General features: G+C 74.0%; 15 protein-coding genes. 8 read left to right on the forward strand and 7 right to left on the reverse strand.

Annotated features, from left to right (window positions below):
- Window positions 1-136 precede the first annotated feature (136 nt).
- Window positions 137-1,165 (reverse strand): DMT family transporter, encoded by a 1,029-nt coding sequence (locus D9V36_RS34815; protein ID WP_129297265.1) that lies wholly within the window; start codon window positions 1,163-1,165, stop codon window positions 137-139.
- On the opposite strand from D9V36_RS34815, the gene D9V36_RS34820 reads away from it, so the two are divergent.
- Both D9V36_RS34820 and D9V36_RS34830 read left to right on the forward strand, forming a co-directional pair.
- Window positions 1,164-2,669: a PLP-dependent aminotransferase family protein gene (locus D9V36_RS34820; RefSeq protein WP_129297266.1), complete on the forward strand. Its 1,506-nt coding sequence runs from the start codon at window positions 1,164-1,166 to the stop codon at window positions 2,667-2,669. The two genes, D9V36_RS34815 and D9V36_RS34820, sit on opposite strands and share 2 nt — an antisense overlap.
- A 242-nt stretch (window positions 2,670-2,911) precedes the next feature.
- The gene (locus D9V36_RS34830) at window positions 2,912-3,484 is read left to right on the forward strand and encodes a histidine phosphatase family protein (protein ID WP_129297267.1); all 573 of its coding nucleotides are present in this window, start codon (window positions 2,912-2,914) and stop codon (window positions 3,482-3,484) included.
- Window positions 3,485-3,496: 12 nt separating this feature from the next.
- Here the strand turns inward: D9V36_RS34830 and D9V36_RS34835 are convergent, their stop codons facing one another.
- Together D9V36_RS34835 and D9V36_RS34840 are read right to left on the reverse strand one after the other, a co-directional pair.
- Window positions 3,497-3,694, reverse strand: a complete 198-nt coding sequence (locus D9V36_RS34835) for a hypothetical protein (protein ID WP_129297268.1) — start codon at window positions 3,692-3,694, stop codon at window positions 3,497-3,499.
- Between the two features lie 181 nt (window positions 3,695-3,875).
- The gene (locus tag D9V36_RS34840) at window positions 3,876-4,658 is read right to left on the reverse strand and encodes a MerR family transcriptional regulator (RefSeq protein ID WP_241721156.1); all 783 of its coding nucleotides are present in this window, start codon (window positions 4,656-4,658) and stop codon (window positions 3,876-3,878) included.
- Window positions 4,659-4,877: 219 nt separating this feature from the next.
- On the opposite strand from D9V36_RS34840, the gene D9V36_RS34845 reads away from it, so the two are divergent.
- Entirely contained in the window at window positions 4,878-5,594 is a 717-nt protein-coding gene (locus D9V36_RS34845) for a hypothetical protein (protein WP_129297269.1), read from the forward strand.
- A 5-nt stretch (window positions 5,595-5,599) separates the two neighbouring features.
- Window positions 5,600-5,974 (forward strand): DUF4333 domain-containing protein, encoded by a 375-nt coding sequence (locus D9V36_RS34850; RefSeq protein ID WP_129297270.1) that lies wholly within the window; start codon window positions 5,600-5,602, stop codon window positions 5,972-5,974.
- Between the two features lie 42 nt (window positions 5,975-6,016).
- On the opposite strand, the gene D9V36_RS34855 is transcribed toward D9V36_RS34850, so the two are convergent.
- Both D9V36_RS34855 and D9V36_RS34860 read right to left on the reverse strand, forming a co-directional pair.
- Window positions 6,017-6,772 carry a helix-turn-helix transcriptional regulator gene (locus D9V36_RS34855; protein ID WP_129297271.1) on the reverse strand — a complete coding sequence of 252 codons (756 nt, stop codon included), beginning with the start codon at window positions 6,770-6,772 and terminating at the stop codon, window positions 6,017-6,019.
- A 95-nt stretch (window positions 6,773-6,867) separates the two neighbouring features.
- On the reverse strand, window positions 6,868-7,956 hold the full coding sequence (locus tag D9V36_RS34860; protein WP_129298899.1) for a class I SAM-dependent methyltransferase: 1,089 nt from the start codon (window positions 7,954-7,956) through the stop codon (window positions 6,868-6,870).
- A gap of 147 nt (window positions 7,957-8,103) precedes the next feature.
- Between D9V36_RS34860 and D9V36_RS34865 the strand changes: the two genes are divergently transcribed.
- Window positions 8,104-8,295: a DUF1059 domain-containing protein gene (locus D9V36_RS34865; RefSeq protein ID WP_088796820.1), complete on the forward strand. Its 192-nt coding sequence runs from the start codon at window positions 8,104-8,106 to the stop codon at window positions 8,293-8,295.
- A gap of 182 nt (window positions 8,296-8,477) precedes the next feature.
- Here D9V36_RS34865 and D9V36_RS34870 read toward each other — a convergent pair whose 3' ends face one another.
- Window positions 8,478-9,311, reverse strand: coding sequence for a LysR substrate-binding domain-containing protein (locus tag D9V36_RS34870; RefSeq protein ID WP_129297272.1), 834 nt, complete (start codon window positions 9,309-9,311; stop codon window positions 8,478-8,480).
- A gap of 58 nt (window positions 9,312-9,369) precedes the next feature.
- On the opposite strand from D9V36_RS34870, the gene D9V36_RS34875 reads away from it, so the two are divergent.
- Entirely contained in the window at window positions 9,370-9,774 is a 405-nt protein-coding gene (locus tag D9V36_RS34875) for a DUF5997 family protein (RefSeq protein WP_129297273.1), read from the forward strand.
- 72 nt (window positions 9,775-9,846) lie between these two features.
- Here the strand turns inward: D9V36_RS34875 and D9V36_RS34880 are convergent, their stop codons facing one another.
- Complete coding sequence (locus D9V36_RS34880) at window positions 9,847-10,965, reverse strand: FAD-dependent oxidoreductase (RefSeq protein WP_129297274.1); 1,119 nt, start codon at window positions 10,963-10,965, stop codon at window positions 9,847-9,849.
- Window positions 10,966-11,102: 137 nt separating this feature from the next.
- Between D9V36_RS34880 and D9V36_RS34885 the strand changes: the two genes are divergently transcribed.
- Together D9V36_RS34885 and D9V36_RS34890 are read left to right on the forward strand one after the other, a co-directional pair.
- Complete coding sequence (locus D9V36_RS34885) at window positions 11,103-11,684, forward strand: TetR/AcrR family transcriptional regulator (protein WP_129297275.1); 582 nt, start codon at window positions 11,103-11,105, stop codon at window positions 11,682-11,684.
- A gap of 188 nt (window positions 11,685-11,872) precedes the next feature.
- Complete coding sequence (locus tag D9V36_RS34890; RefSeq protein WP_129297276.1) at window positions 11,873-12,733, forward strand: class I SAM-dependent methyltransferase; 861 nt, start codon at window positions 11,873-11,875, stop codon at window positions 12,731-12,733.
- Window positions 12,734-12,803: the final 70 nt, after the last annotated feature.

Genomic DNA, 12,803 nt, shown 5'->3' on the forward strand with positions numbered 1-12,803 from the left:
GGAAAGTGTGGCTTCATCCCTTCCCGGTGGCCCGGTGGCCCGGTGGCCCGGTGGCCCGGTGGCCCGGTGGCCCGGTGGCCCGGTGGCCCGGTGGCCCGGTGCCCCATGGCCCGGTGTGCCCCGGTGCACTCCGCCGTCATCCACGGGTCCGCTGGGTGACCGCGATGCACGCCAGGACCGCCAGCGCCGCGGCGGGGGCGGCCGGCGGCAGCCGCTCGCCCAGCAGCAACACGGACCAGAGCAGGGTCAGCAGCGGCTGGGCGAGCTGCAGCTGGCTCGCCTTGGAGATGCCGATCGCGGCCATCCCGCGGTACCAGGCGACCATCCCGAGGAACTGCGAGCCGAACGCCAGCCACAGCACTCCGCCGACCGAGTGCACCGTGAGCCGCAGCGGCTCCGCGGACAGCGCCAGCGCCGCGCCCGTCACCGTGACCGGAAGCGCCAGCACCAGCGCCCAGCCCATCACCTGCCAGCCCGGCATATGGCGGGCGAGCCGGCCGCCCTCGGTGTAGCCGGCCGCGCACACCAGCAGCGATCCGAACAGCAGCAGATCCCCGCGGCCCGGAGCCCCGCCGCTCTGCTGCACCGCGAAGCCGATGACCACGGCGGCGCCGACCAGCGAGGCGATCCAGAACGTCCGGGAGGGCCGGGCGCCGGTCCGTACGGCCGAGAAGGCGGCCGTGGTCAGCGGCAGCAGGCCGACGACGACGGCCGCGTGCGAGGTGGTGGAGGTCTGCAGCGCGAGGGTGGTCAGCAGCGGGAAGCCGAGGACCACACCGCCCGTGACGACCGCGATGCCCAGCCAGTGCCGCCGTTCGGGAAGGCGTACCCGGAACACGGCCAGTGCGCCGCCGGCCAGCACGGTGGCCAGCACACTGCGCAGCATCACCACCGTCCACGGCCCCATGCCCTCCAACGCCCAGGCGGTCGCGGGGAAGGTGAGCGAGAAGGCGGCGACGCCGAGCGCGGCGAGCAGTGCGCCCCGGCCGGCGGGGGTGCCGTGGGCGGGGCCGGTGCCCGCGGCCTCCGGGATCTCCGCGGCTTCCGGGGTCTTCGGCGGCTGCCGGGTCTCCGGGGCGGCGGTGACCGGGGAGGCGGTGACCGGGGCGCCCGGGCTGCTGACCGCTATCGTCGCGGTGTCGGTAGCGCTATCGTTGTCTCTCATGCAAGAGCGTAGCAGCGGCGCTGGGCTGGCCGCGATCCTGCGGGCGGAGCTGAACCGCTACTCTCCGGGAGAGAAGCTGCCGTCAAGCCGTGCCCTCGTGGAGCGGCACCGCGTCAGTCCGGTGACCGTCTCCCGGGCGCTCGCCGAACTGGCGGCGGAGGGCCTGGTCGTGACCCGGCCGGGCGCGGGGGCCTTCCGGGCCGAGTCGCGCGGCGAGGCGCCCCGGCCGATCGACACCTCCTGGCAGGAGATCGCGCTGAGCGCCGAACCGGCCGGCGACCAGGTGCCGCGCAGTGTCGACGCCTCGGGTGTACTCGCCACGCTCGCCACCCCGGCGCCCGGCGTCATCGAACTCATCGGCGGCTATCTGCACCCCGATCTGCAGCCGGAGCGCGCCCTCGCCGCCGCGCTGGCCCGCGCCGGACGGCGGCCCGGCGTCTGGGGGCGGCCCACCATCGCCGGGGTGGCGGAGCTGCGGGCCTGGTTCGCCCGCGAGATCGCCGGCCCCGGCGGCCCACTGGCCGCCAGCGATGTCCTGATCACCGCGGGCGGCCAGAGCGCGCTGAACGCCGCCCTGCGTGCCCTCGCCGCCCCCGGCGCCCCGGTGCTCGTCGAGTCCCCGACCTACCCCGGCATGCTGGCCGTGGCCCGTGCCTCCGGACTGCGGCCGGTGCCCGTACCGGTGGACGCGGACGGGGTCCGTACGGATCTGCTCGCGGACGCCTTCCGGGTCAGCGGCGCGCGGCTGTTCGTCTGCCAGCCGCTGTTCCAGAACCCGACCGGCGCGGTGCTGGCCGACGACCGGCGGCGCGAGGTGCTGCGGGTGGCCCGTGCGGCGGGTGCCTTCGTGATCGAGGACGACTTCGCACGGCTGCTGGTCCACGGCGACGCCCCCGCGCTGCCGCCGACCCTGATGGCGGACGACCGGGACGGCACGGTCGTCCATGTCCGCTCGCTCACCAAGGCCACCTCGCCCAACCTGCGGGTGGGCGCGCTGGCCGCCCACGGCCCGGTCCTCGACCGGCTGCGCGCCATCCAGGTCGTCGACAGCTTCTTCGTGCCGGGCCCGCTCCAGGAAACCGCCCTGGAGCTCGTCGGCTCGCCCGCCTGGCAGCGCCATCTGCGGCTGATCTCCGGCGAGTTGACCGTCCGCCGCAATGCCCTGACCGCAGCCCTGCACCGGTACCTGCCGGCCCTCGCCGGGCCGGGCGCGGGGCACGGGGCGGCATACGGCCACGACCCCGCGCCGGGCGGCCGCTACGTCCCGCCGGGCGGCTACCACCTCTGGCTGCGGCTGCCGGACGGCACCGACGAGGCGGCGCTGACCGGTGCGGCACTGCGGGCGGGCGTCGCGGTCGCGGCCGGCCGGCCGTACTTCGCCGCCGAGCCGCCGGCCGCACATCTGCGGCTGAGCTTCGCGGCCGCGTCCGGCACGGCCGAGATCACGGAAGGCGTCCGCAGGCTCCGCACGGCGTGCGAGGAACTGGGGGTCGCGGCGGACTGACCGGGCGGGGGCGAGGCGAGGGCGGGGCTGGGCGGGGGAGGGGTGCGCCGGTTCCCGCCCGCGCAAGTACGGGGGGCGGCCGGCCCCGTGAGAGGGATGGCCGCCGGACCTTCCCGAAAAGGCAGGCTTCCGCCCCCTGTTCTCCCCGGAGCAGCGGAAAACCCTCGGGCTGATCGACCCGGATGCTGTCGAGATGTGATCAACAAGGGTCATTGCGGCGTTCCTGCTCTTACCATCGGCGGATGAGCGTCCGACTGAAGCTGCTCGCCGCCGGCCGCAGCTCCGCGCTGCTCGGAACCCGGTTCGGCGACGACCGCCCGCTCGACGCCGCGGGCTGGCACGAGGCCGAGCGGGCCGCGCCCGTCCTGTGCCGGCTCGCCGCCGCCGAACTGCGCTACTGCTCGCCGTCGGCCCGCTGCCGGGACACCGGCGAAGCCCTCGGCCTGCGCCCGCTCCCGCAACCGGCGCTGCGCGACTGCGACATGGGGCGCTGGCACGGCCGCACGCTGGGCGAGGTGGCGGCCGCCGAACCGCGCGCGGTGGAGGCCTGGCTGGCCGATCCGCGCGTGGCGCCGCACGGCGGGGAGTCCCTGCTGGCCTTCATCAGGCGCATCGGCGGCTGGCTGGACACCCGGCCGGTCGAGGACGCCGACGGACTCCTCGCGGTCGCCGAGCCCGGTGTCGTCCGCGCCGCCCTGGTCTATGCGCTCCAGGCACCGCCGCACGCGTACTGGCGGATAGATGTCCAGCCGTTCTCGGTGACCACCCTCACCGGCCGGTCCGGCAAGAAGTGGGACCTCCAGCTGGAGGCATGAGGCGATCCCGCACTACGGCGTACCGCCCGCCGGACCGCGGCGCAGCCGCACAGCGGTCAGCACCCCCTGGAACACCAGCGCGACCAGCCCGGCGCACGGGATCTGCCAGGCGAGGGCCCCGGCCGCGGCGAGCGCACCGCAGGCCGCAACGGCGAGCAGGGTGGGCAGCGTCGAGGCCACGGCGAGACGGGTACGGGTGCGACGGTGCATGACGGGCTCCTTGAGAGGGCGGGCTTCATGGTGCGGGGCTTCAGGGGCATGGACTTCACGGCATGGACTTCCGGCAAGGGCTGCAAGGGCTGCAAGGGCTGGAGGGGCTCCAGGGGCGCGGCGGGCCAGGGTGTGGCGCGCCAGGAGCGCGCTGCGGGGCGGGCGAGGAGGTGGCCCGCCGTCAGGACCCGGCGGCGCGTGCCCGGTCCAGGTAGGCGGTGAGGTCCGGGTAGGCGGTGCGGTCCGGCAAGCCGGCGTCCGGCGCCGCGCCGTCTCCGGACCTGGCGACCGGGTCCGCACGCCATGCCGTCCGGACGGCGTCGGACACCGCCGTGTCGCCGCCGGTGAACAGCGTGCTCAGCTCGTCCATCCGCGCCACCAGCCGCCGCACCCGCGGATCGCCGGGCGCGACCCCTTCGGCGCGCAGGCGCTCCGCCCGGCGGTAGAGCTCGGGCCACTCCACCTCCAGGAGGTAGTGCGCCAGGGAGCCGAGCGCGGTGGCCTGCGTCTCCAGGGTCCGCAGCTGGTCTGGCGCCAGACGGTGGCGGAGCGCGGTGCCGGCTCCCGCCCCGCCGGCACCGGTCGCCCGCAGCGCGTCGAACAGGGCGGTGACCGTCGGCGTCCGTGCGGCGGCCAGTTCGCCGTCGAGCCGGCTCAGGGTGTGCCGCAGCGTCTCCAGCGCCGCGATCGACGCCTCCACCCCGGCCAGGTGGTCCCGCACCACCCGGGCCGGATCGACCCCGCTGTCCAGGCAGACGCCGATGGACTCCAGTCCGAGCCCCAGGTTCCGCAGCGCGAGCACCTGATAGAGCCGTACGGCATCGTCCTCCGTGTACTCCCGGTGTCCGCCCGCCGTGCGCTGCGAGGGGCACAGCAGGCCGATGGTGTCCCAGTGGTGCAAGGTGCGTACGGTCAGTCCGCTCGCCTCGGCGAGGGCACCGACCTTCCAGGTGGCGGCGTTCATGGAGCAACGATGCATCCTCACGCGGCGTGAGGTTCAAGTGCCGGGAGCCGCCCGCGGCCACCACCCGGAAAGCCCATCCGGCGCGTTCCGCCGTCCGGGGCGTACGCACCCTTGTGACCTGCGAGAAGAGGCGGCGAGCCGGTGTCTCCCGCGGAAGTTGGCCTTGCCGGGGCCCGCCATCGAGGTGCGCGCCGCCGGGCCGGACGCTTCTCTCGGGTTATGCCCATACGTCAGATTCCTCTGTACGCGCTGGCGGCCGGCGCCCTGGCGGTGTCCGTCCTGCTCTTCGGCGACGACGGCGGGGCCGATGCCGCCGCCGAGGCCGTCAGCGGGACGGTGACCGGAGCCGCCGCCGAGGCCGGCTCCGCGCCGGACACCGCGAATGCGGTGGTCGTACAGCCCGACCCGGTGACACCGGGCGCCGCCTTCTCCGTCTCCGACGGCGGGCAGTGCTCCGGCGACACCGCGGAGGCCACCTTCGACGACACGGACATCCCCGCGCTGGAGCTCGCCGACCGGAGCGGGCAGCTCGGCGGCACCGCGATCCTGCCGGCGAACACCGCGCCCGGCTCCTACCGGGTCACCCTCACCTGCGGCGGCACCTCCCGGGCCCGGCAGAGCGCCCTGGACACCGGCCGGGCTGGCGACGAGGAAGGCGGCGCGGTGCGCGGCGGGGAGGGCGCCGAAGGCCGCGGCAGCGGACGCGGCGAGGAGTACGGGGAGCAGGCCGGCGACGGCCGGAAGACCCTCACCGGCACCATGACCGTCTCCGGCGGTGCCGACGAGGTCGTGCCCCGGGGCGGCGCGGACACCGGCCTCGGCGGCGCGGCCGGCACCGGCCGGGCGGCCACGACCGCGGGCGGACTGCTGTTGCTGGCCGCGGCCGGCTGGGGAGCCCTGGCCCGCCGGCGGCACCCCCGCGGCACCGGGAGCTGACGGCGGTGACCGCAGATCCACCACGGCGCGGCCTGGTCATCGGCCTCGCCACCGCGCTCACCACGGCCCTCACCCTCGCGGGCGTGTGCACGCTCGCCGCCGTCCATCTCCGCGCCCGCGACGCCACCAGCGAGGTCGACGACGGTACCCACACCGTGCTGCGCACCGAGATCGCCAGAACGCTCAGCGGCCAGCTCACCCTGCCCTTCCGCAAGGGTCCCGATGCGGTGCACTGTTCCGGCGACCTCCGGCCCGTGCCGTACGACGAGGTGCGCTGTACGGCTCACTTCCCCCTCGGCCTGGACCGGCAGCTGAGCGTCGAGGTCACCCAGGTCCGCCACAACAAGGTCACCTACCGGCGCCACGCCCTGCCGCGGTGAGCGGCCGGGCCGCGCCGAGCGGCGCCCGGCACGGTCCCTGCCCTACGGCGCGAGCCGCAGCGCCGTCGGTCCCCGGGTCAGCCACGCGTTTGCCGCCTCGACCCGGCCGCCCACCTGCAGCTTTGCGTAGGCGTGTTCCAGATGCTTGTCGACCGTGCGCGGGCTGATCGCCAGCCGGCGGGCGATCTGCTGGTTCGTCAGACCGCGGGCCAGCAGGGTGAGTACGGCGGACTCGCGGCGGGTGACGGGGGACGGGGCGGGCGCGGGCGTGGGCGGGGCGAGCCGGTTGAGGACGCGGCTGAGCCGGGTGCGCAGCAGGGCCGCGGCCGCCACGTCGTCGTCGGAGAAGTCGCCGCCGCTGCGGCTGATCGCCACGCACACCTTCCGCGGCACACCGGCCGCGTAGCCCGCCGGGAACGACATCGCGAGCTGCTGTTCGGCGTTCAGCGGCCGGTAGACGTCGGCATAGGCGGCGAGGGCGTGGAAGGCGCTGCGGGTCTGCAGGGTGGAGCGGCGCATCGGGGTGCCGGGGCCGAGGGTGGTGTGGGTGACGAGGGAGTCGGCCGCCGACTCCCGGGCGAACGCCTCCCGTATGTCCGGGGTCAGCAGACCGGCGGGCAGGGTGAGCGGCCGGTGGGCGCAGCCGGCGCGGGGGGACCAGATGATGCTGTCGCCGGGAACGGCACCGAGCAGCAGCGGCAGCAGCGCCGGGACAAGGGTGTCCTCGTCGACGGCATCGATCAGGAGGTCCACGACGGCGAGAATGCGCCGCAGGCCGGCCTCCGCGGCCGCGCTCATACTTCCAGCGTGCCGAGATGGCACGGGCCCGTCAAACGCGTGCACGGGGCCCACCCGGCCGGCCGGGGGAAGACCGGCCGGGCGCGTCAGGCGGCTCAGCGCCCGACGGCATAGACGCGGTTGACGAGGCTCTGTGCGGCGAGTCGCCAATGATGGAGTCCGGCCTCGTCGGCGAGCTGCCGCATCACCTCCTCACCCGCGTGGTTTCCCAGTGCCTGCGGGCCGTGCTGGGCCAGCGCGGACGGCAGACAGATGGCAACCGAGCCTGCGGTCAGCGCCCGTCCGACGGGGTTGGCGTTCTCCTGGGCGTTGGCCGAGGCGTTCGGCTCGACGACCATGCAGGTGCCGCCGTCGGCCAGGGCCTGCTCGGCGTGGTGCAGTGCGCCGCCCGGGTCTCCGGTGTCGTGCAGGCAGTCGAAGAACGTGATCAGGTCGTAGTCCTTGCCAGGGAAGTCCTGGGCGGTGGCGACCTGGAAGCTGACCCGGTCGTCCAGTCCCCGCTCGGCCGCGATGCCGCGGGCCGCTTCGACGGACGGACGGTGGAAGTCGAAGCCCTCGAAGCGCGACCGGGGGAAGGCCTGTGCCATGAGCGTCGTGGAGTAGCCGTAGCCGCATCCGACGTCGGCGACGCGCGCGCCGCGCTCCAGCTTCTCCACCACACCGTCCAGCGCGGTCAGCCACTTCGGTACCAGCGCGGCCGAGTAGCCGGGACGGAAGAACTGCGCGGTGCCGGCGAACAGCGCGTTTTTGTGTTCCTCCCAGCCGACGCCCTCGCCGGTGCGGAAGGCCTCCACGAGGAGGTCCTCGGTGGCGTAGATCGCCTGCAGCACGGTGGAGAACCCCGCCGCGTACGTCGGCAGATCCGGGTCCGCCAGGACGGCGGCGTGCTCATCGGGCAGCAGGTAGGTGTCGGCGCCGGGCGCGTAGCTGACGTATTCGCCGGCGACCTGGGCGGTCAGCCATTCGCGGACGTAGCGTTCGGCCAGCCCCGTGCGGGCGGCGAGTTGTGCGGAGGTGAGGGGGCCGGCGCCCGCCATGGCCCGGTACAGGCCGAGCCGGTCACCGAGCGAGGTGCACAGGCCGGCGACCGCGGCGCCGCTGTCGGCGATCACTCTCTCCAGGAACTCCTGCACCCGGTCCTCGTCCACCGCGGCGGCGGGGGTGAGATCGGCGGAGGCCGTCATGTCTCTCATCTCTCACCTCCTCGTCCTCCTCTCACTGCAGCAGGACGGTCACCCCGCGCGCCATACGGGATTCGCCGTATACGGCGAATGGTGACCCCGGACGGCACCGGGGCCGACACTGGGGGAGGAGGGGACAGGAGGTGCGCCATGCGCAAGAAGATCGACTGCCGGGATCAGCCCAGCGAGATGAACTGCACCCTCGTCATCGCCGGCGAGGAGGAAGAAGTGCTCCGCGCCGCCACCGAGCACGCGGTATCCGTCCACGGACACCAGGACAGCCCGGAGCTGCGGGAACAGATCAGGACGGCCATGAAGGACGAGGTTCCGCAGCACGCCTGAGCATGCCTGCAACATGCCTGGACGAATATGCCTGCATATGCCTGAAAGCGCCTGAGCACGTCTGAGGCGCGGGAGCCGTTCCTCCCGGGCGCGGTGTCCGTACGCCGTCCCCGGGGTGCCGGGACGGCTGCTCCGGCCTGTCCGGACGTGGTGGTGCGACTGCCCCGTGCGGCCCCCGCGGGCTACGACCGGCGCCGGGGCTTGCCGCGCTTGGCGCCCCTCGCACCGCCGGAACCACCGGCACCACCGGAGGCGCCCCGTGGACTCTTCCCGGACGGCTTCCCGGCCGATTTCCCCGCGGGCTTTCCGCCCGTCTTCCCTGCCGGCTTGCCTGCCGTGGGCTTCCGCCGCGCGCCGCCCGTCTCGCCGCGCTTGCCCTTGGGCTGCGCCGGGTCCGGGTCCGGGCGGCGCCCGCGTGAGCTGTTGACGGTCCGCCCGCGGACGATCCCGATGAAGTCCTCCACCAGGTCGGTGGTCTCGTCCTGCGGCCACGACAGCGCGACCCGGGACGCCGGGGCGTCCGACACCGGCCGGTAGGTGAGGTCCCTGCGGTGGTGCAGACGGGCGAGCGACTGCGGGACGACGAGGACCCCCACCCCTGCCGCCACCAGCTCCACGGCGTCCGCGGTCGTGGCCGGGCGCTCGTTCGCGGGGCGCCCCGGCCGCTGCTCCCAGTCGAGGGTGTCGTCGAGGGGGTGCAGCACGATCTCGTCGGCCAGGTCCTCGGCGGACACCTCGTCGGCGGCCGTCACGAGGTGGTCCTTGGGGACCACGACGACGGTCGTCTCGGTGTAGAGGGGGATCGCGCTGAGGTCCGCCCGGTCCACCGGCAGCCGCACAAAGCCCGCGTCGGCGTCGCCGCCCCGCAGAACGTCGCACGCCGTGGCGGCGGACACCGGGACGAGGGTCAGGGGAACGTCGGGAAGCCGCTCGTTCCAGATCCGCACCCACTTCGTGGGCGTCACCCCCGGGACATACGCGAGACGGAACGAAGGGGATACTTCCGAGCCAGTCACGTGCACAGGCTACCGGTCGTGGTCGGAGGTAGCGCACACGATCGATACCCTGGACACCATGACGTCGCACCAGACCACCCAGACGATGAAGCCCGCGACCGCGGCGAAGAAGCTGGGTGTGTACCTCGAGGCCACCCCCGCCGAGTTCCAGGAGGGTGTCGTCTCGCGCACCGAGTTGAACGCCCTGCAGGCCGATCCGCCCCAGTGGCTGCAGGACCTGCGGCGCAACGGCCCGCACCCCCGGCCGGTGGTCGCGGCCAAGCTGGGCATCTCCATCTCCGGCCTCGCGCGGGGCGGGGTCACCGAACCCCTCACCACGGAGCAGATCGACGCGCTGAAGAAGGACAGCCCCGAGTGGCTGCAGAAGGAGCGCGCCACCCAGGCCGAGGTCCGCAAGGAAGCGGCCCGCATCAAGGAGAAGAACGCGGCCCGGGACGAGCAGCCCGGCCGGCCGCAAGCCTGATCCCTCTCTTCCTCCCCCTCCTTTCCCACCGGGCCGCCCCGGTCACCTGCACGTAGCGGCAGCGGGGCGTGCTCAGGCGCCCGTCGGGGGAAGGAGGTCCGCCAGCCCCTCCGCACAGTCCTTGGCCGCCTCGGCCGAGCGCGGCAGCATGACGCTCTCGTACGCACGGACGGCATCGTCGATGCCGGGTTCGGTGACGAGGGCCTGGGCGAGTTCGCTGCCGTCCAGCATGGCGAGATTGGCACCCAGCCCGAGCGGCGGCATCAGATGCGCGGCGTCGCCCAGCAGCGTGACACCGGGGACGTGCTCCCAGGTGTGCGGGGCGGGCAGCGCGAAGACGGGCCGGGGGATGAAGCCGCCGTCGTTGTCCCGCAGCAGAGCGAGCAGGCGCTCGTCCCAGCCGTCGAACATCGTCAGCAGGTGCGCCCGCACGGCCGCCGTGTCACCGGGCTCCACACCCGCGGCGGCCTGCCCGTCCTCCGGTCCGCGGAAGCCGATGTAGACGCGGATGCGGCCGTCGCCGTTGCGCTGGGCGAACAGCACCTTGCTGTCGGCCATGGCCACCATGGTGCCGGCGCCGACCATCCGCGCAAGGCAGGGATGACGGGTGTCGCAGTCGTCGAAACCGGCCTCGACGAAGGTGACACCGGAATAGCCGGGTACCGCGTCCGACAGGGCCGGGCGCACCCGTGACCAGGCGCCGTCGGCGCCGATGACCAGGTCGAAGTCCTCGGTGGTGCCGTCGCCGAAGAGCAGGCGGCCGGTGCCGTCCCCGAGCGGGGTGACCGAGCTGACGGCACGGTTCCACCGCACGCTGCCCGCGGTGAGGGAATCCAGGAGCAGGCCCCGCAGCTGACCGCGGTCGATCTCCGGCCTGTCCTCCTCGCCGTGGTCGTCCGGCGGGCCCTGCGCGGGCAGGACGGCGGCGGTGGCGGGATCGAGCAGGCGCCACTCCTGGCCTTCGGGGCGGGCGAGGGCGCGGAAGCGGTCGAGCAGTCCCGCCGCGCGCAGGGCGGCCTGACCGGTCCCGGCGTGCATATCGAGAGAGCCGCCCTGCGCGCGGGCTCCGGCGGAGGCCTCCCGTTCCCAGACGGTGACGGAGCGACCGTGGCGCTGCAGGACGCGGGCGCAGACAAGACCCCCCAGGCCGGCGCCGACGACGGCGATACGGGGGTCACGCGTGGAGTTCATGGGGTTTGTCCCCTCGGGAGTGGACGATCCGCCGGGAGGTCCGGCACCACCAAGAAAGCACACCCACTAAATAAGTGCAATGAGTTAACTTTCGCAGGGAGTGCGCTTCGTGATGCCCTTCGGGATACGCTGCGACGGTGACCGAACCGACCGGGCGCCGTGAGCGCAAGAAGGCCCGAACCCGCAAGTCGCTGGCCGATGCCGCGCTGGAGCTCTTCCTCGACCGCGGCTACGACCAGGTCTCCGTCAAGGACGTCGCCGACGCCGCCGATGTGTCGGTGACCACCTTGTTCAAGCACTTCCCGAGCAAGGAGGCGCTGGTCTTCGACGAGGAGGACGACATCGAGGCGGGGCTCGTCGCCGCCGTGCGGGAGCGCGACCCCGGCCAGTCGATCCCGCAAGCGCTGCGCGAGCACATCCTGCGGACACAGGACCTCGCCAAGGATCCGCGGTGCGCCCCGTTCCTGCGCATGGTGGAGGCCACCCCGACGCTGCGGGACTACTCCCACCGCATGTGGATGCGGCACGAAGCGGCCGTGGCACGGGCCATCGCCGAGGAGGCCGGCGCCCCCGAGGGTGACGTCACCTGTGCCGCCCTCGCCCGTTTCGCGCTGGAGACCCGTGGGCTCGTCCAGCGGCACCCCGACCCGCGACGCGCCGCCGAAGAAGCCTTCGCCCTGCTCGAACACGGCTGGGCGGCCGCCCACCCCGAGGACTGACCAGGACCGGCCAGAACCAGTCGGAACCGGCCAGGACCGGCCAGGACCGGCCAGGACCGGCCAAGGTTGCCCCGCTCCTGGCCGCGAGACGTGGGGGAATCCCGCACGGGCTGCGTCCCGCACGGAAGACTCCGGCGTCGCACACGAAATATCTGAGGCCCTTGAGCCGGAAGTTACTGGGGGTACACATGGAAGCCGGTCAGCCGAGCCGTACCGCGATGATGACCGCGCACGCTCGTGCGCATCACCAGGCCGATCCCCAGCGGGTCTTCACCGACCCGCTGGCGCCGAAGATCCTCCACCTCGACCGCGACGCGCTGCTGCCGCCGCCCGACGACCCGATCGCCCGGCACAACATCCGCTTCGTCGCCGCGCGCAGCCGCTTCGCCGAGGACTCGCTCGCCTCCGCGGTGGCCGCCGGCACCCGGCAGGTCGTGGTCCTCGGCGCGGGCCTGGACACTTTCGCCTGCCGCAACCCCCACGCCGGCCTGACGGTGTTCGAGGTCGACCATCCGGACACCCAGGAGTGGAAGCGGCAGCAGCTGGCCGCGGCCGGGATCGCCCTCCCGCCGTCCATGACCTTCGCCCCGATCGACTTCGAACGCGACACCCTCGCCGAGGCCTTGGACGCGGCCGGGCTGGACCGCACCCGGCCGGCGTTCTTCATCTGGCTCGGGGTCACGCCCTACCTGACACGGGACGCCGTCCTCGCCACACTGCGCTGCGTGGCCGGGCACACCGCACCCGTCGAAGTGGTCTTCGACTACTACCCCGAACCGTCGCCGGCGATGGCGCCGGAGCTCCGGGCCGCGTACGAGGCCTCCACACGGCGGGTGGCGGCGTTCGGCGAACCCTGGCTCAGCCACTTCACCCCGGACGGCATCGCCGAGGAGCTGCGCGCGATGAAGCTGGACGACATCGAGGACCGCACCGGGCCGGAACTGCTCGCGCGGTACCTCGGCGAGCACACTCCCGACGCCGGTGCCGCTGCCGACGCCGATGTGTTCAGCGGCCATGTGCTCCGCGCCGGGCGCACCACCGCCCGCTAGGCAGGAACCCGCCGTACGCTCGGCGCTTCACGGTCCAGTAGGTACTCCACCGCCCGGTAGGTGCTCCGCA

This window comes from Streptomyces lydicus (genome assembly GCF_004125265.1).
Lineage (GTDB): Bacteria > Actinomycetota > Actinomycetes > Streptomycetales > Streptomycetaceae > Streptomyces > Streptomyces lydicus_C.

Excerpts from the sequence above, each read along its gene's own strand:
- D9V36_RS34820 (WP_129297266.1), top strand. The coding sequence starts at position 1,164 with ATGCAAGAGCGTAGCAGCGGCGCTGGGCTGGCCGCGATCCTGCGGGCG.
- D9V36_RS34815 (WP_129297265.1), bottom strand. The coding sequence starts at position 1,165 with ATGAGAGACAACGATAGCGCTACCGACACCGCGACGATAGCGGTCAGC.
- D9V36_RS34830 (WP_129297267.1), top strand. The coding sequence starts at position 2,912 with ATGAGCGTCCGACTGAAGCTGCTCGCCGCCGGCCGCAGCTCCGCGCTG.
- D9V36_RS34835 (WP_129297268.1), bottom strand. The coding sequence starts at position 3,694 with ATGCACCGTCGCACCCGTACCCGTCTCGCCGTGGCCTCGACGCTGCCC.
- D9V36_RS34840 (WP_241721156.1), bottom strand. The coding sequence starts at position 4,658 with ATGAACGCCGCCACCTGGAAGGTCGGTGCCCTCGCCGAGGCGAGCGGA.
- D9V36_RS34845 (WP_129297269.1), top strand. The coding sequence starts at position 4,878 with ATGCCCATACGTCAGATTCCTCTGTACGCGCTGGCGGCCGGCGCCCTG.
- D9V36_RS34855 (WP_129297271.1), bottom strand. The coding sequence starts at position 6,772 with ATGAGCGCGGCCGCGGAGGCCGGCCTGCGGCGCATTCTCGCCGTCGTG.
- D9V36_RS34860 (WP_129298899.1), bottom strand. The coding sequence starts at position 7,956 with ATGACGGCCTCCGCCGATCTCACCCCCGCCGCCGCGGTGGACGAGGAC.
- D9V36_RS34865 (WP_088796820.1), top strand. The coding sequence starts at position 8,104 with ATGCGCAAGAAGATCGACTGCCGGGATCAGCCCAGCGAGATGAACTGC.
- D9V36_RS34875 (WP_129297273.1), top strand. The coding sequence starts at position 9,370 with ATGACGTCGCACCAGACCACCCAGACGATGAAGCCCGCGACCGCGGCG.
- D9V36_RS34880 (WP_129297274.1), bottom strand. The coding sequence starts at position 10,965 with ATGAACTCCACGCGTGACCCCCGTATCGCCGTCGTCGGCGCCGGCCTG.
- D9V36_RS34890 (WP_129297276.1), top strand. The coding sequence starts at position 11,873 with ATGGAAGCCGGTCAGCCGAGCCGTACCGCGATGATGACCGCGCACGCT.